The sequence below is a fragment of the Nisaea sp. genome, assembly GCF_965216895.1.
Classification (GTDB): Bacteria; Pseudomonadota; Alphaproteobacteria; order Thalassobaculales; family Thalassobaculaceae; genus Nisaea.
Genome location: NZ_OZ244205.1, coordinates 37,177 through 54,626 on the forward strand (window position 1 = coordinate 37,177; position 17,450 = coordinate 54,626).

The 17,450-nt window shown below is 65.0% G+C and carries 13 protein-coding genes; 5 read left to right on the forward strand and 8 right to left on the reverse strand.

Going from position 1 to position 17,450, the window contains the following annotated elements; translation table 11 throughout:
- Nucleotides 1-5 precede the first annotated feature (5 nt).
- Entirely contained in the window at nt 6-3,593 is a 3,588-nt protein-coding gene (locus tag ACOOE1_RS00185) for an ATP-binding cassette domain-containing protein (protein ID WP_420404318.1), read from the forward strand.
- Nucleotides 3,594-3,686: 93 nt separating this feature from the next.
- Here ACOOE1_RS00185 and ACOOE1_RS00190 read toward each other — a convergent pair whose 3' ends face one another.
- From ACOOE1_RS00190 to ACOOE1_RS00200, 3 genes are read right to left on the reverse strand one after another with little or no spacing between them, the layout of a single operon-like run.
- Nucleotides 3,687-4,844 carry a M20 family metallopeptidase gene (locus ACOOE1_RS00190; RefSeq protein WP_420404319.1) on the reverse strand — a complete coding sequence of 386 codons (1,158 nt, stop codon included), beginning with the start codon at nt 4,842-4,844 and terminating at the stop codon, nt 3,687-3,689.
- A gap of 25 nt (nt 4,845-4,869) precedes the next feature.
- Entirely contained in the window at nt 4,870-6,684 is a 1,815-nt protein-coding gene (locus tag ACOOE1_RS00195; RefSeq protein WP_420404320.1) for an adenylate/guanylate cyclase domain-containing protein, read from the reverse strand.
- On the reverse strand, nt 6,681-7,529 hold the full coding sequence (locus tag ACOOE1_RS00200; RefSeq protein ID WP_420404321.1) for a ferritin-like domain-containing protein: 849 nt from the start codon (nt 7,527-7,529) through the stop codon (nt 6,681-6,683). The genes ACOOE1_RS00195 and ACOOE1_RS00200 overlap by 4 nt, the downstream gene beginning before the upstream one ends.
- A 132-nt stretch (nt 7,530-7,661) precedes the next feature.
- Between ACOOE1_RS00200 and hisI the strand changes: the two genes are divergently transcribed.
- On the forward strand, nt 7,662-8,111 hold the full coding sequence (hisI, locus tag ACOOE1_RS00205; protein ID WP_420404322.1) for a phosphoribosyl-AMP cyclohydrolase: 450 nt from the start codon (nt 7,662-7,664) through the stop codon (nt 8,109-8,111).
- Between the two features lie 4 nt (nt 8,112-8,115).
- The gene (locus ACOOE1_RS00210) at nt 8,116-8,667 is read left to right on the forward strand and encodes a cytidine deaminase (RefSeq protein WP_420404323.1); all 552 of its coding nucleotides are present in this window, start codon (nt 8,116-8,118) and stop codon (nt 8,665-8,667) included.
- Nucleotides 8,668-8,757: 90 nt separating this feature from the next.
- Here ACOOE1_RS00210 and ACOOE1_RS00215 read toward each other — a convergent pair whose 3' ends face one another.
- Complete coding sequence (locus ACOOE1_RS00215; protein WP_420404324.1) at nt 8,758-9,600, reverse strand: flagellin; 843 nt, start codon at nt 9,598-9,600, stop codon at nt 8,758-8,760.
- A 408-nt stretch (nt 9,601-10,008) separates the two neighbouring features.
- Here ACOOE1_RS00215 and ACOOE1_RS00220 point away from each other — a divergent pair, with 408 nt between their 5' ends.
- Nucleotides 10,009-10,188: a hypothetical protein gene (locus tag ACOOE1_RS00220; protein ID WP_420404325.1), complete on the forward strand. Its 180-nt coding sequence runs from the start codon at nt 10,009-10,011 to the stop codon at nt 10,186-10,188.
- A 10-nt stretch (nt 10,189-10,198) separates the two neighbouring features.
- A complete protein-coding gene (locus ACOOE1_RS00225; RefSeq protein WP_420404326.1) occupies nt 10,199-10,621 on the forward strand; it encodes a cupin domain-containing protein in 423 nt (140 codons plus the stop codon).
- Between the two features lie 3 nt (nt 10,622-10,624).
- Here ACOOE1_RS00225 and bcp read toward each other — a convergent pair whose 3' ends face one another.
- From bcp to ACOOE1_RS00245, 4 genes are all read right to left on the reverse strand, one after another.
- Nucleotides 10,625-11,086, reverse strand: coding sequence for a thioredoxin-dependent thiol peroxidase (bcp, locus tag ACOOE1_RS00230; RefSeq protein ID WP_420404327.1), 462 nt, complete (start codon nt 11,084-11,086; stop codon nt 10,625-10,627).
- An 82-nt stretch (nt 11,087-11,168) separates the two neighbouring features.
- Nucleotides 11,169-12,242: a calcium:proton antiporter gene (locus ACOOE1_RS00235; protein WP_420404328.1), complete on the reverse strand. Its 1,074-nt coding sequence runs from the start codon at nt 12,240-12,242 to the stop codon at nt 11,169-11,171.
- 171 nt (nt 12,243-12,413) lie between these two features.
- Complete coding sequence (recQ, locus tag ACOOE1_RS00240; protein WP_420404329.1) at nt 12,414-14,255, reverse strand: DNA helicase RecQ; 1,842 nt, start codon at nt 14,253-14,255, stop codon at nt 12,414-12,416.
- 100 nt (nt 14,256-14,355) lie between these two features.
- Nucleotides 14,356-17,379, reverse strand: coding sequence for a bifunctional [glutamine synthetase] adenylyltransferase/[glutamine synthetase]-adenylyl-L-tyrosine phosphorylase (locus ACOOE1_RS00245; RefSeq protein ID WP_420404330.1), 3,024 nt, complete (start codon nt 17,377-17,379; stop codon nt 14,356-14,358).
- Nucleotides 17,380-17,450: the final 71 nt, after the last annotated feature.

The following is a 17,450-nucleotide window of genomic DNA, read 5'->3' on the forward strand; positions in this document are numbered from 1 at the left end:
CAGCGATGCATTTCGAGACCCGGCTCTGGCAATTCACCGAAGGCGTCCGTGGGCGCATTTCCTGGGCAATACTGGTCGGCCTGCTCGGGGTCACCCTCGGCGTGGCGCGGCTCGGTCTGCTTGGCTGGCTCATCGGACAGGTCTTTGCCGGGAAGTCGCTGACGGAGCTCTGGCCCGCGATCGCCGGGATCGCGGCCGTCATGGTCGCCCGCGGCTGGGTCGAGCAGTGGCGCAACATGGTGGCGCACGAGACTGCGGCCAAGGTGCAGATCAGCCTCCGACGCAAGGTTTACGACAAGCTTGCGAGCCTCGGCCCGGCCTATGTCGGGCGGGAGCGGTCCGGCACGATCTCGCTGGCGCTGACCGACGCGGTGGACCGGCTCGAGGTCTATTTCGGCCAGTACCTGCCGCAGCTCGCGGTCTCGTTGCTGACTCCGCTGCTGATCTTTGCCTTCGTTGCCTGGATCGACCTGCCGGTGGCGGCGGTGATGCTGGCATTCGCCCTGGTCGCGGTCTTTGCCCCCTCGCTCTGGCACAGTTCGAACGAGAAAAGCGCCCGGCGGCGGCAGCAGGCCTATGCCTCCTTCGCCGCGGAGTTCCTGGATTCCCTCCAGGGCCTCGCCACCCTCAAGGCGTTCGGCCAGAGCAAGGCGCGGGGCGACGTGCTGGAGGTGAAGGCTCGCGAGGTCTTCCGCAGTACGATGTGGGTGCTGAGCGGCAATGTTCTGGCGCGCGGCATCACCGACAGCGCGATCGCCTGCGGCGCTGCGGCGGCGCTCGCGCTCGGCGCCTTCCGGGTGACCGAGGGCCAGCTCGAACTGACATCGCTGCTCGTCATTCTGATGCTCGGGGTCGAGGTCTTCCGGCCGATGCGCGAACTGCGCAATGTGCTGCACGAAGGCATGGTCGGGCTCTCCGCCGCAAAGGGCATCTACCGCGTGCTCGACGGCGAACCGGACGTGGAGGATGCGCTGTCTCCCGCCGGCGGCAAACTGGAACCCTCCATCGCCTTCGAACAGGTCGGTTTCCGCTATCCGGGCAACCAGCGCACCGTGCATGACGGGCTGGACTTCGCCGTGCAGCCTGGCGAGCGCATCGGACTCGTGGGCCCGAGCGGCTGCGGCAAGAGTTCCGTCGTCCGGCTCCTGCTGCGCTTTTTCGATCCGGTCGAGGGCCGCATCCTCCTCGGCGGAAAGCCGCTCAACGAGCTTTCCTTCGAGCAGATCCGTTCGATGATCTCCGTCGTCAACCAGGACACTTTCCTCTTTCACGGCACGGTCGAGGAGAATATCCGCATGGGTGATCCGGCGGCGGATCACGCGTCTGTCGTCGCGGCGGCCCGGGCGGCGAACATCCACGCGTTCATCGAGGGGCTGCCCGACGGTTACGGCACGGTGATCGGGGAGCGCGGAATCAAGCTTTCCGGCGGCCAGCGCCAGCGCGTGGCGATTGCCCGGGCGCTGCTGCGCGATACCCCGATCCTCGTGCTCGACGAGGCGCTGTCGGCGGTGGATGCCGAGAACGAGGCGGTGATCCAGGGCGCGCTGAACCGGCTGATGAAGGGGCGGACCACGCTCGTTCTCGCGCACCGGCTTTCCAGCGTGATCGATTGCGACCGGATCCTCGTGCTCGACCAAGGCAAGGTGGCCGAGGAGGGGACCCATTCCGTACTGATGAAGGCAGGCGGCATCTATGCGGGGCTGATGGCGGAGCAGGCGCGCGAAGCCGCCGCCGCGAAGACGGGCGAGCCGGCAGCGGTGCAGGAAGAGGCGCCGGAACCGGCCGGCGAGACCCTCTCCGACATTCCCGGCGGCGCGGTGCAGGCGCCGACCGAGGGCATCATCAAGGCCGAAGGGCTGTCCTGGTTCGAGGTCGTCGTCGAGCTGATGAAAGTGATCATGCCCTGGAAGGGGCGGCTCCTTTTCACTTTCCTTTTTGGCGTGCTCCGGGTGGTGGGCTTCATCGGCGTCGGCGTGCTGAGTGCACTCGTCGTGCTGGCACTGAAGAACGGGGAAGACTTCACGCCCTTTCTCTGGGCGCTCGCGGCGGTGGCGCCGCTCTCCGGCGTGCTGCACTGGCTCGAGAGCTGGCTCGCCCACGATATGGCTTTCCGACTCCTGGCCGAGATGCGGGTCGAGGCCTATCGCAAGCTCGATGCGCTGGCGCCCGCCTATCTCGTCCGCCGCCGCACCGGCGACCTGATGACGCTGGTCACCCACGATATCGAACTGGTCGAGTATTTCTTCGCCCACACCGTGGCGCCGGCTTTCGTCGCCATTCTTGTGCCGGGCTGCGTACTGCTCTGGCTCGGAGCGGAGAGCCCGGCCCTGGCCCTTGCTCTCATTCCCTTCCTGCTCGCGGTCGGGATCAGCCCGTTCCTGATGCGCCGCCGGGTCGACAGGCTCGGCTCGGAAGCGCGCGAGGCTTCGGGCGAGCTCGGCGCCTTTGCGGTGGACAGCGTGCAGGGCCTTGGCGAGATCGTCGCCTTCCAGCAGGAGGCGGAGCGCGGCGACAAGCTGGACGAGCTGGGCCAGCGCCATATCAACCTGCGTCTGCCCTTCTTTCGCCAGCTCACGGCGCAGCAGAGCCTGCTGGAAACTTTCACCGGTCTTGGCGGTCTCGCCATCGTCGTCACCGGGGCGGCGCTCGCCGCCGCCGGCGCGATCGATCCGGGCGTACTGCCTTTGCTGACCATCCTCGCCATGGCCGCCTTCCTGCCGGTCTCGGAGATTGCGCAGATCGGCCGCCAGCTCGCCGATACGCTCGGCTCCACCCGCCGGGTCTACGGGCTCTGGAACGAGCCGGTACCGGTGACGGACGGACCGGGGGTGGCGGCCAAGGAGGGGCCGGTTTCGCTCGCTCTCGAAAAGGTGGATTTCCGCTATCCGGGGCAGACCCGGCGGGCGATCCGCGATTTCAGCCTCGAGATTCCGGCCGGCAAGACGGTGGCGCTGGTCGGCACCTCCGGCGCCGGAAAGACCACGCTGGCGCAGATGCTGATGCGGTTCTGGGACCCGGACGCGGGCCGGGTGATGATGAACGGGACGGATCTCCGAGACTACAGGCTCGACGAACTGCGCAGCCGGATCGCGCTGGTCGCCCAGGACACCTATCTGTTCAACGATACGCTCCGCGCCAACATCCTGCTGGCGAAACCGGGCGCATGCGAGGAGGAGCTCAAGGACGCGGTGCGCCACGCCTCTTTGGAGGATCTGGTGGCAATTCTGCCCGACGGGCTCGATACCCAGGTCGGCGAGCGCGGCACCAGCCTTTCCGGCGGTCAGCGCCAGCGCGTCGCCATCGCCCGGGCGTTTCTCAAGGACGCGCCGGTGCTGATTCTCGACGAGGCGACCTCGCATCTCGATGCGGTGAACGAGCGCGCTGTGCGCATGGCCCTCGACCGGCTGCAGTCAGACCGCACCACGGTGGTCATCGCGCACCGCCTTTCCACCGTCCGTGACGCCGATCTGATCGCGGTGCTGAGCGAGGGCGCGCTGATGGAGACGGGCACGCACGAGGAGCTGGTAGCCAAGGGCGGACTCTATGCGAAGCTGGTCTCCCACCAGCTCGCATCCGCCGTGGCTGCGGAGTAGGTCAAACCTGCCGAAATGGGTCGTCATCCCCGCGTTCGCGGGGGATGACGACTGTCTTGGGAGGATTGAGGTTAAGTGCCGAAAGGGCTGAGGCTACTCGAGCGTTTCCAGCAGTCGCACCCACATCTTGGCGCGGGGTTCCAGCGAGGAGAAATAGATCTTCTCTTCCAGCGTATGGGCGCCCGCGCCGTCGGCGCCGAGGCCGTCCAGGGTGGGGACGCCGAGGGCAGCGGTGAAGTTGCCGTCGCTGCCGCCGCCGGTGGTGGTGGTGGCCTCGAGCGCGAGCCCGACCTCCGCAGCGCATTTTCGCGCATGCTCGAAGAGCTTCAGGCTTTCCTCGGTGGCCTCGAAGGGCGGGCGGTTCATGCCGCCGGCGACCTCGACACTGACGTCCGGATTCTGGGCCTCGAGCGCCAGGATCCGCGCCGTCATCTCTTCACCGTCTTCCTTTGTCAGCACCCGAAGATCGATCTCGGCGACCACGTCGCGCGCGACCACGTTCACAGCCGTGCCGCCGCTGACCAGGCCGACATTGGTGGTGACGCCGCGTTCGTAGTCGACCATGGCGTCGATCGCCTTGATCTGGTTGGCGAGCTCGCTGATCGCGCTGCGGCCGTCCTCGTGCTTGGCGCCGGCATGTGCGGGGCGGCCGGTGATCTTCAACGTGAAGCGGCCGACGCCCTTGCGCGAGACCACGACCTTGCCGCCGTCGCGGGCAGGTTCGGTGACCAGCACGTATTTGGCCTTGCGGGCCTCTTCCTCGATGATCTCCTGGGAGATCGGGCTGCCGACCTCCTCCTCGGAGACATATAGGAAGGTCACGGGCAGCTTCGTCGTGCGCCCGAGACGCTGCAGGTGACGGTAGGCGTAGTAGGGCAGGTAGGCCCCCGCCTTCATGTCGTAGATGCCGGGGCCATAGACTTCGTCGCCCTCGCGGCGGATCTTCAACGCGCCCTCCTTCACGCCGATCGGATGCACCGTGTCGATGTGGCTGAGCACGAGGATGCCCTTTTCGCCGGAGGCGTTCTCGGTGCGTGCGCGAACGATATCGCCGAAGCCATCGCGGCCCGGCGTCCGTTCGATCGCGAGGCCCAGCCCCTGATAGAGGCCCTGAACCTTGTCCACGACTTTGTTCACGGCCGCCGCGTCGGTGGTCGGGCTTTCCGCTTCGACCCAGTCGAGGATGCCGTCCAGGATTTCTTCGGGTTCGACTTTCGGAGTGTTGGATTGGGCGCTGGAGTCCGGGCTCATTGGGGCGCGGCCTTTCGTTTGGATGTTATTTTTGTGCTGCGTCCTCCGGCGGAAGACGCCGGAAGCTGACGGGGCTTGAGAAGCCTCTTATAGCTTGGCGATCCTGCTCCATCCATTGCGAATTCAGAATGTGCGCCGCCGCCGGATCGGCGGCAATCGTCTCGCTCAGAACGATCTCACCCGGCCGTGCCTTGCCTTGAAGGCGGGCCGCCATGTTCACCGTGCCGCCGAAATAGTCGAGCCGCCCATTGAGCGTGACGGCGATGCAGGGACCGGCATGAAGTCCGAGTTTGAGGCCGATCGGGCTGCCCTGGTGCCGTTGGTTGAAGTCTCGCACGTGAGCGCGGATCTCCAGTGCTGCAGCCAGCGCGCTTTCCGGCTCGGTGAAGGCGGCCATTACCGCGTCGCCGATGGTCTTCACCACGCCGCCGTCATGCTCGCGGACGATACGGGAGAGAAAGTCGAAATGCTCGCGAACCAGGCCGTAGGCCGGGGCGTCGCCGATCCGTTCGTAGAGCGCAGTGGAGCCGGAAAGGTCGGTGAACATCAGTGCGATATGGGCGATGCCGACCTCGTCGCCGCCGCGCAGCACGTCTTCGGCGAAGAGATGGCGGAAGGCCTGCATCGTGGTGACCCGGTGCGCGGTCAGCGCGTCTTCGGCCCAGTCCCGCGCCTCGACGATGACCACGCGCGGGCGCTCGCAGCGGTTTCTCAGCGTCACGATGCCCGGCGCCGCGGTCTCCGCTTCCGCCGCGATCCCCTTCTCGTCGATCGCGATGGCAGGGAAACCCCCGCCGGAAAAATCGAGAATGCGCTCCGGGCCCGGCTCCAGCGTCCGGATCCGGTAGGACCCGGGTGCGAGCTCCGTCTCCACGTCTTCGCTGCCGCCGGGAGCGATGCGGACCTGCAGGCGGACATGCGGCGTCGACATCGGACCGAAGAGGCAGAACTCGCCATGCACCACCTTGCGGATGCTGGCCGCGGGCTGGAAGGTCAACTCCACATTGCGGGCGAAGTCGCGGTCGTAGCTGACGTTGCAGGACGCGCAGTGCGCTCCCTGGGGCAACTCGTCGAGACTGGTCTCGGAGAGCTTGGCGCCCTTGCAGCGCGGGCAGAGCAGGTCCCAGCGGCTTTCCAGCAGCCCGTCTTTTACCGCCTCGAGACAGAGCTCGATGACGTGGCGTTCCTCTTCCTGCCACATGCGGGCAAGTTTCAGAGGGCGGATGCTCATCAAATCGACTTCCTGCGCCGAGAGCAGCCAGTCGGCGAGCGTTTGACCGAGCCCGTGCCCGTAGCGCGACGCATCGACGCGGCCGAGTGCCGTTTCCAGTCTCCGGCTGTGGGTCTCGTCGAGCATCAGCGGTTCGGTCGGGTAGGGCGTGTCCGCCTGCTCCTTCGCCCAGGCTTCCACCTGCTCGGCGACGCGATGGAAGTCGCGCTCGGTCGCGGCGAAGACGCCCTTGCGTGCGATCAGGCCGCCGAGCAGTCCGGCCGGTTCGACATCGATCCGGTAGCGGACGGTACAGCCGCTTTCCCCGTCCTCGAAACGGACGAGGACATTGAGCTGTTTCAACGGACCTTTCAGGAACAGTCGGCGATGGCGGAACCAGCGCCCGGCGGCCCATTCCTGGGGGATGTCTTCCCAGTGCAGGGTGAAGGGGCCGAGTTTCGCCGTGGCGAAGAAGCGGACACTGCCGTCCGGCTGCAACTCCTCCCGGATCTGGTGTTTCGGCAGGCCGATGGACTCGTTGTAGCGCCTGGTGTCGGCGAGCGCTTCCCATACAAGCTCGCGCGGTGCCTCGAAGTGCCGCACGAACTCCCGGGAGAGCGGGGCGCTCATCCGTCCCGGCCGTCTTCCTGCTGGGCCAGGAATTCCTCGCCGAGCGGCACATAGAAGGCGGCGGCGAATCCTGCGAGCTCGCGGGCCGGGACATTGAATGGCGGCTTAACGCCGCCGCGGAAATGGGTCCGCACCAGATGCTGCCAGGTCTCGATCCTGGGTTTGCCTTCGCGGTCGCAGACATGGTCGAACCAGCGCTTGCCGACGGCGACATGGGTGATTTCGTCGTCGAAGATCACCTGCAGGATCTCGGCGCTCGCGTCGTCGCCGACCTCGCGCATTTTCTTGATCATCGCCGGCGTCACGTCGAGGCCGCGCGCCTCGAGCACCAGCGGTACGATGGAGAGACGGGCGAGCAGATCGGACGCTGTCTCGGTCGCCGCCTGCCAGAGACCGTCATGTGCATTCAGGGCACCGTAGTACGAGCCGAGTTCCTCGAGCCGGTCGGAGAGCATCAGAAAATGCTTCGACTCGTCGTCGGCGACCTTCATCCAGTCGATGTAGAAGCCTTCCGGCAGATCGTGATCGGTGTAACGCGCGATCATGTCCCAGGAGAGATCGACCGCGTTCAGTTCGATATGGGCGAGAGCATGCAGCAGGGCGACGCGGCCCCCGGGCGCCTCGGTGATCTTGCGCTTCGGCACTTCCCGCGGCGGCCGCAGCGCAGGGTTTTCCGGGCGCCCGGGGCGCTCCGGCGGTGTCGCAGAGCCGATCCCTTCGAAGCGGCCGTCCCGCCATGCGGCGACGGCCGCGCGGCCGAGGGTTGCCTTCTCGCGCGTATCGGCGGTCTCGAGGACGGCAACCGCGGCGTCGGCCAAAGTCTTGAGGTTCTTCACGTCGGACATGCGGACCCGTTCATTTTGTGCTCGGTGTCTATCAGGTTGTACGCGCTCCGGGGCGGTTCGGTCCACTTTTGGTGCCGTTGCGGCGAATGCATGGCAGGGCCTATAACCGGACGAGACCTCAGGAGGGACAACATGACGACGGACAGCCTCTTTGCCGCGCGCGGGAGCAAGGCGGAAATCGAGGAAGGCGACGCTTTCCAGCCGGAATTCGATGCGGAGGGGCTGATCCCCTGCATCACCCAGCATGCCGAGACCGGCGAGGTCCTGATGTTCGCCTTCATGAACCGCGAGTCGCTCGCACGCACGCTGGAACTGGGAGAGGCGGTCTACTGGAGCCGCTCGCGGAACGAGATCTGGCACAAGGGCGCGACCAGCGGCCATGTGCAGAAGGTCGTTGAACTGCGTACCGACTGCGATCAGGACGTGGTGCTGCTCCGCGTGCTTTCGGGGCCGGCCTGTCATGTCGGCTATGACAGCTGCTTTTACCGGGCGGCGACGGTCGAGGACGGAAAGGCGGTGCTGACGGTGGTGAAGGACGGCAAGGCCTACGACCCCGAAGCGGTCTACGGCCGGAAGGACTGAGCCCATGGCCGAGATCGAGATCGTGCTGCCGGCGATCGCGGACGAGGACGGGGTGATCGAAACGGAAGCCGGACGTTTCCGAATTGCCGGCCAGTCGATCCCCGAGAAGCGGGTCATGGCCGATCCGGCGCTCCTGCGCGACCTCGTGAAGGCGGCGCGCGCGGCGGCGGCGCGGGCCCATGTGCCGTACTCGCATTTTCATGTCGGCGCGGCCGTGATCATGGCGGACGATCCGGAGGACCGTATCGTCACCGGCGCGAATATCGAGAACGCCTCTTTCGGCGCGACCGTCTGCGGCGAGCGCAACGCGCTGCATGCGGCTGCAGCCTTGGGTTTCCGGAAGATCCGCTTTCTCGCCCTTTCGACGGCGGACAGCCTTGACGGCCCGCTGCAGGAGCGTTCGCCCTGCGGGATCTGCCGCCAGGTGATGCGGGAATTCATCGAGCGGGACGAGGCCGGCGGCGCGGCCCTTATCCTCGTTGATACGGGTGATGCCGATTTCACCGCCGACATCCTCGATATCGACCGGCTGCTGCCCTTCGGGTTCCGATTCTAGACCGCGTCCGGGCGTCACCATGGTGCAGGCTGACATCCAGAGGCCTTAGAACCCGTTACCGGGTCATCCGGGGAGGGTTGAGATGTGGGTTTACTGGAACAGTCCGAGGATCGTCTGCGGGCGCTGGTTGGCGAGGCCGAGCGTCTGCACCGCAAGCTGTTCCTGGACCTGCAGGGCCGTGAGGCGGGCGCTCTCCCGGGCCATGTTCGCATCGACGATATTTCCAAGCCCCTCATCGACGGCGTCGCGTGTGCTTTCCAGGAAGGTCGTCTGCAGGTTCAGAGCCCGCGCGTCGGCGCCCAGCTCGCCGAGAGCCGTGCCGATATCCGTCATCGCGGTTTCCCAGACGGTCAGGGCGTCCAGCGCGTTTGCAGGCGTGCTGATATCCTCGTTGGCGAGCCGCGCATAACTGACGTCGATGCGCTGGCCGCGCAGGGTCAGGGTGCCGCCGTCGATATTGGAGAGCACGTTGATGTTGTTCACCGTGCCGACCACGAGATTGAACGGGATCGCCACCTCGATCAGGATATTCTCGCCGTTGAAGGTGGAGTTCTCGAGGATTTGCCGCATCTGCGCGAGCATGTCCGTGTAGTCGTTCTGCAGGATCTGCTGCTGTTGCGCCGTGTTTCCCTCGTTGGCACCTTCGGTGATCTTCTTGCGGATGTCGATCATGAGGTTGGAGACGGCGGTGGCGCCGGCGATGCCGACCTGGGAAATACCCTTGGCATTGTTCAGTCCCTGGATGACGGCATCGAATCCGCGAAGATCGGTGCGGATCCCTTGAGCGATGGCGAAGTTCGAGGCGTCCTCCACCGCGCCGGTCACGCGCAGTCCGGTCGAGACATGGTTCTGTACCGTGTCCTTCGCGCTCTGGATGCCGGTCAGGTTTCTGAGGGCGGTCATCGCCGGCGGATTTGTGTGTATGGAGAGCATGACAAATCTCCAGAAGCAAGATTTGTGCCTGTTCTTGGAGGCTGTCTTCGGTTGCATCGCGGAGCCAAATTTGCCTGAATGGCGCGCATTCGGACTTGACCGCGATTGAGATCCGAAATGTCGGGCAATGCCTCGTTTCTGGACGGCGGACGCACCTGCGGCGTGATCCGCTGCCGTCCTGAAGGCGCGCCACTTTTCGTCAATTGCAGTCACTGTTTCTGGTGTCAGAGGGAGGCCGGTTCGGGTTTCGCTCTGAGTGCCATGATTGAAGCGGACAGGGCGACGCTGGTGAAAGGGCGCCGGTGATGATCCCGACGCCATCGCCCAGCGGCAACGGCCAGAAAATCTGGCGATGCGAGCGCTGTCACGCCGCGCTCTGGAACAATTTTTCCGGGGCCGGGGGGCAAGGTGAATTTCGTCCGCGTCGGGACCCTCGACGATCCGGACGCGCATATCTTCACCACGATAAAGCTCTCCCGGGTCCGGATTCCGGAGACGGTGCCGGACTTCCCGGATTTCTACAATCCGGCCGACGTCTGGCAGAAAGAATCGCTGGCGCGCATGCAGGCGCTGCGCGGCCGGTTTTGAGGAGGCAGGAATGACGGATCGGAAGCCGGTCGTGCTCGCTCCGCATCGGGGACGCGGCTACGAGATGGGCCGGATCAGCGCGCTGTTCAAAGCCGATGGCGCTGAAACCGGCAGCCGCTACTCGATATCCGAATGGTGGCTGGAGGCGAACACGACCGGGCCGGGTGCTCATGTTCACGAAGAGGGGGACGACGTGTTTTTCGTGCTGGAGGGCACCATGAGCTTCCTCGTCGGCGATGCCTGGCAGGAAGCCACGGCCGGGTCGTTCGTTCTGGTCCCGGCGGGCATGCGGCACGATTTCGAAAACCGCAGCAATGCCCGCGCGGGACTGTTGAATTTCTCGATCCCGGGCGGGTTCGAGCCGCACATGCCGTCGATAGTCGACTGGTTCCGTGAGAACCCACCGGGAGATGCTCGTCCGCCCGAGGTCTGAGGGTCAGAGCGCTTTCGCTGCCGCTAGAACGTCGTCCGCGTGGCCCGGGACCTTCACCTTGCGCCAGACATTGCGGATCTTTCCGTCTCCGTCGATCAGGAATGTGGTGCGTTCGATGCCCATGTACTTCTTGCCGTACATGTTCTTCTCGACCCAGACGCCATAGCGCTCGCAGACATCGCTCTCGGCGTCCGAGGCGAGGGTGAAGGGGAGGTCGTATTTCGCCTTGAACTTGTCGTGCTTGGTGACCGGGTCCTTGGAGACACCGATGATTTCGGCATCGATGCCGGAGAAGTCCGGCATGGAATCGCGAAAGGCACAGGCCTCCTTCGTGCAACCGGGCGTGTCGTCCTTCGGGTAGAAGTAGAGGACCACTTTCCGGCCCTTCAAGGCGCCGAGCGAGACCTCGCCGCCGCCGTCCGTCGCCATGCTGAAATCAGGTGCCTTGTCGCCGACATCGACCATGAATCATCTCCGGAAATTGGATTGTCTTGAGGACGCGAGGCAATCTGGCACGCCGGCCGGCTCCGTCAAGTGCCGCCGGATTTCAAGGGCTGAAGATCAGCATCACATAGGCGCAGAAAAGGACCAGATGAACCGCGCCCTGAAGCACGCTGGTCCGAATCCCGCCAAAGGTCAGGTTGCTCATCATCAGTGTCAGAATGAGGATGACCATCGAAGCATCGTCGAGCCCAAGCACGATGGTCTCGCCAAACACGAGACCGATGGCCAGTACCGCGGGAACCGTCAGGCCGATGGTGGACAGCGCGGACCCCAACAGGAGATTGATGGACCGCTGCAGACGGTTGGAGCGCGCGGCCCGCAAGGCCGCCATACCTTCGGGCACGAGGACCAGCACGGCAATGATGACGCCGCCGATCGCCGGCGGAGCGGATACCTCGACAATTCCGTAGTCGACGATTTCGGCCATGCGCTTCGAGAGCAGAATTATGGGCAGCAGCGTCAAGAGCAGGAAAACGGCGTGCATCGCGGTCATGCGCAAGCCGCCGGGACGGTGCCCGAACACCGGCTCCGCACCGTCCTCGAGCACCCGATCGCGCTCCTCCGGTTCGATGAAGAATGTCCGGTGACGCATGGTCTGGATGCCGAGAAACACGCCATACAGCAGTACGGTAATCAGCGCAAAGAAGCCTGCCTGGAAGCTATCGAAGGTGGGTTCCGTGGTCGAGGTCGTGAAATTCGGGAGTATGAGCGCAAAAACCGCCAAAGGAACGAGCACGGCGATAAAGGCCCTGGCGCCGAGCAGGTTGTAATCCTGTTGTCCGTGACGCAGTCCGCCAAGCAGGAGAGCGGCACCGCAGAGTCCGTTGAGAACGATCATCAGGACGGCGAACATGGTGTCGCGGGCGAGGGTCGGAGAGGCCTCGCCGGTTACCATGACCGCCGTGATCAGCGCCACTTCGATTCCGACAACCGCCAGGGTCAGGATCAATGTCCCGTAAGGCTCGCCGAGAGCTTCGGCCAACCGGTCCGCGTGCCGGACCACGCCGAACGCCCCGATCAGGATCGTCGCGAACAGCCAGGCGAAGATCATTGCCGCAAGCATGTGGCTGTCGAGATCCGGAAGCAGCCGGTCGGCGCCATATTCGAATGCCGCCAAAGTGGCGGCACCAACGAGAAACGGGCTCCCGTAACCGGACGCCAGACGAAGTCGTGCAAACATTGTTGAGGTGGCGGTCGCAGCCAAGATCTGGCTCCAGAGGATCGGAGGAAGCTTTGGTTAACCTAAGTAATCGCTTTTGCGCGGGCCTCCAAGTGTTCCCGCGCCGTGTCAGGCATCACTCCGTGCCTGCTCCAGAATCAGATCAATGAAGGGCGCCGCGAATTTTTCCAGCTTGGCCTGCCCGACGCCGTGGACGGCGGCGAAGCTGTCCCTGCAGGTCGGCCGCTTGGCCGCCATGTCGGCGAGGCTGCGGTCGGTGAAGACGACATAGGCCGGGACATTGCCTTCGCGGGCGATCTCTGAGCGGAGCTGTTTCAGGGCCTTGAAGAGGCGAAGTTCCGGCCCGCTCATCGACTCTGTCGGCGCGGAGGCGGAGCGCGCGGTCTTCGCGTTGCGCTCGCGCCGGAGGCTGTCCTGACGATAGCGGAATTCCGCCTCTCCGGCGAGCAGCGCCTTGCCCTTGTTGTTGACCGACAGGCCGCCGAAACCCTGGATGTCGAGATCGAGGAAGCCGCCCGCGACCAGTTGCCGGATCAGGGACTGCCAGTCCTTCGCCCCGTGCGCGGTGCCGGCGCCGTAGGTCGAGACCTTTTCGTGCCCGAATTTGCGGATGCGTTCCGTATTGCCGCCGCGCAGCACGTCGACGATGTGCACGGTGCCGAAGCGCTCCCCGGTCTCCTGGATGGTCCGCAGAGCCAGTCTGGCATCCTCGGTTCCGTCAGCGGTCTCCGCCGGGTCGAGACAGGCGTCGCAATTTCCGCAGGGCGCCGACTCCTCGCCGAAATAGCGCAACAGCGACTGGCGCCGGCATTCCGCAGCCTCGCAATAGGCGATCAGGGCATCGAGCCGCTTGTGTTCGCGCCGCCGCCGGTCGCCTTCGCCATGCTCCTGGTCGATGAACATTCGGCGCATGCGAATATCATCGAGCCCGTAGAGCATGAGCGCATGGGCGGGGGCCCCGTCGCGGCCGGCGCGCCCGAATTCCTGATAATAGGCCTCGACGCTGCCGGGCATGTCGGTGTGCAGGACAAAGCGGACGTCGGGCTTGTCGATCCCCATACCGAAGGCGATGGTCGCGACCATGATCACCGCGCTCTCGGACATGAAGATGTCCTGGTTGCGGTCGCGCTCTTCCTTGTCCAGGCCGGCATGGTAGGCGAGGGCGTTATAGCCCTTGTCGCGCAGAAAGGCGGCGACCTCTTCGGTCTTCTTGCGAGAGAGGCAATACACCACGCCGCTCTCGCCGGCATGTGTTTCGATGAAGTCCAGAACCTGCTTCTTCCAGTCGGCGCGCAGCGCGACGTCGAGGCGGATGTTCGGCCGGTCGAAGCCATGGACGAAGATTTCCGCCTTCCCGCCAAAGAGCTTTTCGGCGATGTCGAGCCGGGTGATCTGGTCCGCTGTGGCCGTGAAGGCGGCGATCGGGACCCTCGGAAAGACGCTCTGCAGGCGGGCGAGATCGTCATATTCCGGGCGAAAGGAGGCGCCCCACTGCGAAATGCAATGTGCCTCGTCAACCACGAGAAGTGAAAGCGGCAGTTTCGAAATCGCGGCCAGCATGCGGTCCGTCATCAGCCGCTCGGGCGAGAGATAGAGCAGGTCCAAATCGCCGGCCGCAACCTTGTGCCATACCGCGACGTTGGAAGTCCGGTCCTTGGCCGAGTTGATTGTGTCAGCCCGAACCCCGGCGAGCTTGAGGGCCGCCACCTGGTCCTGCATCAGCGCGACAAGGGGCGAGACGACGATCGTAAGCCCGCCGCGGACCAATGCCGGAAGCTGGAAACAAAGCGATTTGCCCGACCCGGTCGGCATCACCGCGAGGGCATTGTTGCCGGCGAGGATCGCGTCGACCACCGGCTCCTGTCCGGGCCGGAACCCGTCGAATCCGAAGACATCTTTCAGAATGCGGTATTTTTCGCTTTCCGGGTCCGGACGGACGGCGTGCATCATTGGAGTGTAGGTCCAAGTCTGGTGGGGTTCGGCCTGGTGGAGGTCAAGATCTGGTGTTCTAGGTACAGGAGGCACTGTCATCCCGCAACCATCCCTCCGCTCACTCCGGCGAAACCGCATCGGCCGGCGGCAGAGCGCCGGCGGGATCTTCGACCAGGGTCCTGAAGGCTTCGCGCACCTGCATTCCCCGTTTCTCGATGATTCTGTCGAGATCCTCGAAATTCTTGACGCCGGCAGAATTGGCGAGCCGTGCTTTCAGAGCGGCCGGCGCAGTCTCCGGATCGAAACTCTCGTCCACGGTCAATCGGAGGATCCACTGGATCGCGCGCCAGAGCCGGGTGGTTCCGGCGAGCATGTCGGCCAGACCGGAGTCGAGGATTTTGACCTCGCTCAGCCGGTCGAACACGTCGGCCGTATTGCCGGTCAGAAGTTGCGGATGCTCCCGGCAATGTTTGAGCAGGAGATATTGCGCCATGAATTCGAGGTCTACCAGTCCGCCCCGCCAATGCTTGATCTTCCAATGGGAGGCGCTGGAATGTTCCCGCGCGATCCGCTCGCGCATGTCCGCGACATCGCGGAGCAGCTTGTCCTGATTGCGCTCCTCGGTTAGCAGATCCGCGAACAGCGTGTCGAGCTTCGCGCCCAGTTCCGGCGAAGCGGAGACGACCCGGGCCCGGGTCAGCGCCATCCGCTCCCAGGTCCATGCTTCGCCGCGGTGATATCTTTCGAAGGCCTCGAGGCTCGGCACCATGGTGCCCTTGTTGCCGCTAGGGCGCAGTCGCAAATCGACCTCGAACAGTCCGCCCTCCGCCGTCTGCGCGGTCAGCGCCGCGAGCAGGCGCTGGCCGAGGCGGGTGAAATAGGTACTGGCGGCAAGCGGCTTCTCGCCGTCCGATTCCGTGTCGAACGGGGCATCGTAGAGAAACACGAGATCGAGGTCGGAACCGGCCGAGATCTCCCGTGCTCCCAGTTTGCCGTAGGCGATGACGGCGAGCGCCGGGAAATGGCAGCCCGGGACGCGTCCGTGCCGGATCGCGAATTCCGCTTCAACCCGAGGCAGGAGGGCACGGATTCCCGCATCGACGATGTCGGACAGGCATTCGGCCGCGCGTGTCGCCGGGACACGTCCCTGCAGGACCTGAACGCCGACGAGGAAGCGTTGGTCGTTGATCCAGCGCCGCGCTATGTCGAGCACGTCCTCATAGAAGCGGGCGCCTGCGAGATCGCGTTCGAGTTCGGCCTCCAGGCTTTTCCGATCGCCGAGTTTGTCCGAGGGGTCGTGAGTCAGCACGCCCTCGAAGAGCGACGGGCGGAGGCCGAGCTGGCGCGCCAGGGACGGTGCCATGCCCATGATATCCGCCAGCATTTCGAGCAGCGGCGGATTGGCCTGAAAGAGGGAGAACAGCTGCACGCCCGCCGGCAGTCCCTCTAGAAACCGGTCGAAACGGCGAAACGCGGTGTCCGGCTCCGGTGCCTGTCCGAAGGAGGTCAGCAGTGCGGGGACGATCTCTGTCAGGATCTGGCGCGAGCGCTCGCTTCTGGTTGCCCGGTAGCGTCCGTGGTGCCAGGTGCGGATCCGGGTGGCGACGAATTCCGGATCCTCGAAGCCGAGGGATTCGAGGGTCTTCAGGGTCTCGGGGTCACTCTCGACCCCGGTAAAGACCAGGCTGCCCGCGTCCTCGACGTCGGAGGAGAGCGGTGCACTTTCCTCGAACAGGTTCCGGTAATGGTGCGCCACGGTGGAGAGTTGATGAATGAGCTCGCGCCGGAAGCGGTCGACTTCCTCGATGCCGAGGAATCCCGAGATCCGGGTAAGCCCGTCCGTTGTCTCCGGGAGCGAATGGGTCTGCGCGTCGTTGACCATCTGCAGGCGGTGCTCGACCGTGCGCAGGAAGCGGTAGGCATCCATCATCGCCTTGGCGACGTCCGCCTTGACGCGGCCGAGATCGACCAGCGCCTGTATCGCGTCGCCGGTCTTCTTGCCGCGCAACCGCGCGTCGCGGCCACCCCAGATCAGCTGCTGGGTCTGAACGAAAAACTCGATCTCTCGGATCCCGCCGCGGCCGAGTTTCACGTTGTGGCCTTCGACCTTGATCTTGCTGCCGCCCTTGTGCGCGGCGATCTGCCGCTTGATCGAATGAATGTCCTCGATCGCGGCAAAATCGAGATGCTTGCGCCAGACGAAGGGGCGGATCAGGGAGAGAAACATCTCCGCCGCTTGTCTGTCGCAGCCGATCGGGCGCGCCTTGATCATGGCCGCGCGTTCCCAGTTCTGGCCGAGGCTCTCGTAGTAGATCTCTGCGGCAGCGACCGAAACCGCGAGCGGCGTGGCGCTGGCATCCGGACGCAGGCGCAGGTCGGTGCGGAAGACGTATCCGTCCGGGGTCCGCTCCTCGAGGATGCGGACCACCAGCCGGGTCATGGTAACGAAATGCTTCTGCAGTTCCTCGATCCCGGCATAGGCCGGAAGTTCATTGTCGTAGAAAACGATCAGGTCGATATCGCTGGAATAGTTGAGTTCCTTCGCGCCGAGCTTGCCCATGCCGAGACAGATCAGCCCGGAGCCGTCGAGGATGTCACCCGGCCCGTCCGCGTCGAGCGGCAGTCTGCCGGCGCGCGCCTCGATCCCGAGCGCATGGCGCCAGGCCGCGGTGATGGCAATGTCGGCCAGCTCGCTCAGCGCTCCCGTTACCCGCTCGAGCGGCCAGGCACGGGTGATGTCCGCGATCGCCGTCGTAAGGGAATAGTGCCGCTTGAGGACCCGCAACGCCGCCATCAGGCTGACGGTATCCATGGCGAGCGGTTCCAGCGCCGCCGCCCGTTCCTGCAGCCGCCGCTCCATCGCGTCCGGCCCGTTTTCCAGAAGATCGGCGGCAAACTCGATATCCCGAATCATCAGGCGGGTCAGGTAGGGACTGTTGGCGAACAGCCCTTGCAACAGAGGCGCACCGTTCCGATGTCCGGCAAGTGCCGCGACACGCGCGGCGAGGTCGGTGTCGCCCGTCAGGTCTGGTTGCTCGCGCCATCTTTCAAGCCCGATACGGGCCGCGTCGCTGTCCGTGACCGTCGGAAAATACGTGATCTGGTCCAGAAACACCGGCGCCCCCGCTCGAGATTTGACCATCCGAGGGTGCGCACCGGAATTGCCGGCGTCAACACGGACGAACCGGGCCGTTCCGATGATATGCCGGAGCC

Coding starts and splice junctions, on each gene's coding strand:
- ACOOE1_RS00185 (WP_420404318.1), top strand. CDS start 6: ATGCATTTCGAGACCCGGCTCTGGCAATTCACCGAAGGCGTCCGTGGG.
- ACOOE1_RS00190 (WP_420404319.1), bottom strand. CDS start 4,844: ATGAGCCCGGACTCCAGCGCCCAATCCAACACTCCGAAAGTCGAACCC.
- ACOOE1_RS00195 (WP_420404320.1), bottom strand. CDS start 6,684: ATGAGCGCCCCGCTCTCCCGGGAGTTCGTGCGGCACTTCGAGGCACCG.
- ACOOE1_RS00200 (WP_420404321.1), bottom strand. CDS start 7,529: ATGTCCGACGTGAAGAACCTCAAGACTTTGGCCGACGCCGCGGTTGCC.
- hisI (WP_420404322.1), top strand. CDS start 7,662: ATGACGACGGACAGCCTCTTTGCCGCGCGCGGGAGCAAGGCGGAAATC.
- ACOOE1_RS00210 (WP_420404323.1), top strand. CDS start 8,116: ATGGCCGAGATCGAGATCGTGCTGCCGGCGATCGCGGACGAGGACGGG.
- ACOOE1_RS00215 (WP_420404324.1), bottom strand. CDS start 9,600: ATGCTCTCCATACACACAAATCCGCCGGCGATGACCGCCCTCAGAAAC.
- ACOOE1_RS00225 (WP_420404326.1), top strand. CDS start 10,199: ATGACGGATCGGAAGCCGGTCGTGCTCGCTCCGCATCGGGGACGCGGC.
- bcp (WP_420404327.1), bottom strand. CDS start 11,086: ATGGTCGATGTCGGCGACAAGGCACCTGATTTCAGCATGGCGACGGAC.
- recQ (WP_420404329.1), bottom strand. CDS start 14,255: ATGATGCACGCCGTCCGTCCGGACCCGGAAAGCGAAAAATACCGCATT.
- ACOOE1_RS00245 (WP_420404330.1), bottom strand. CDS start 17,379: ATGGTCAAATCTCGAGCGGGGGCGCCGGTGTTTCTGGACCAGATCACG.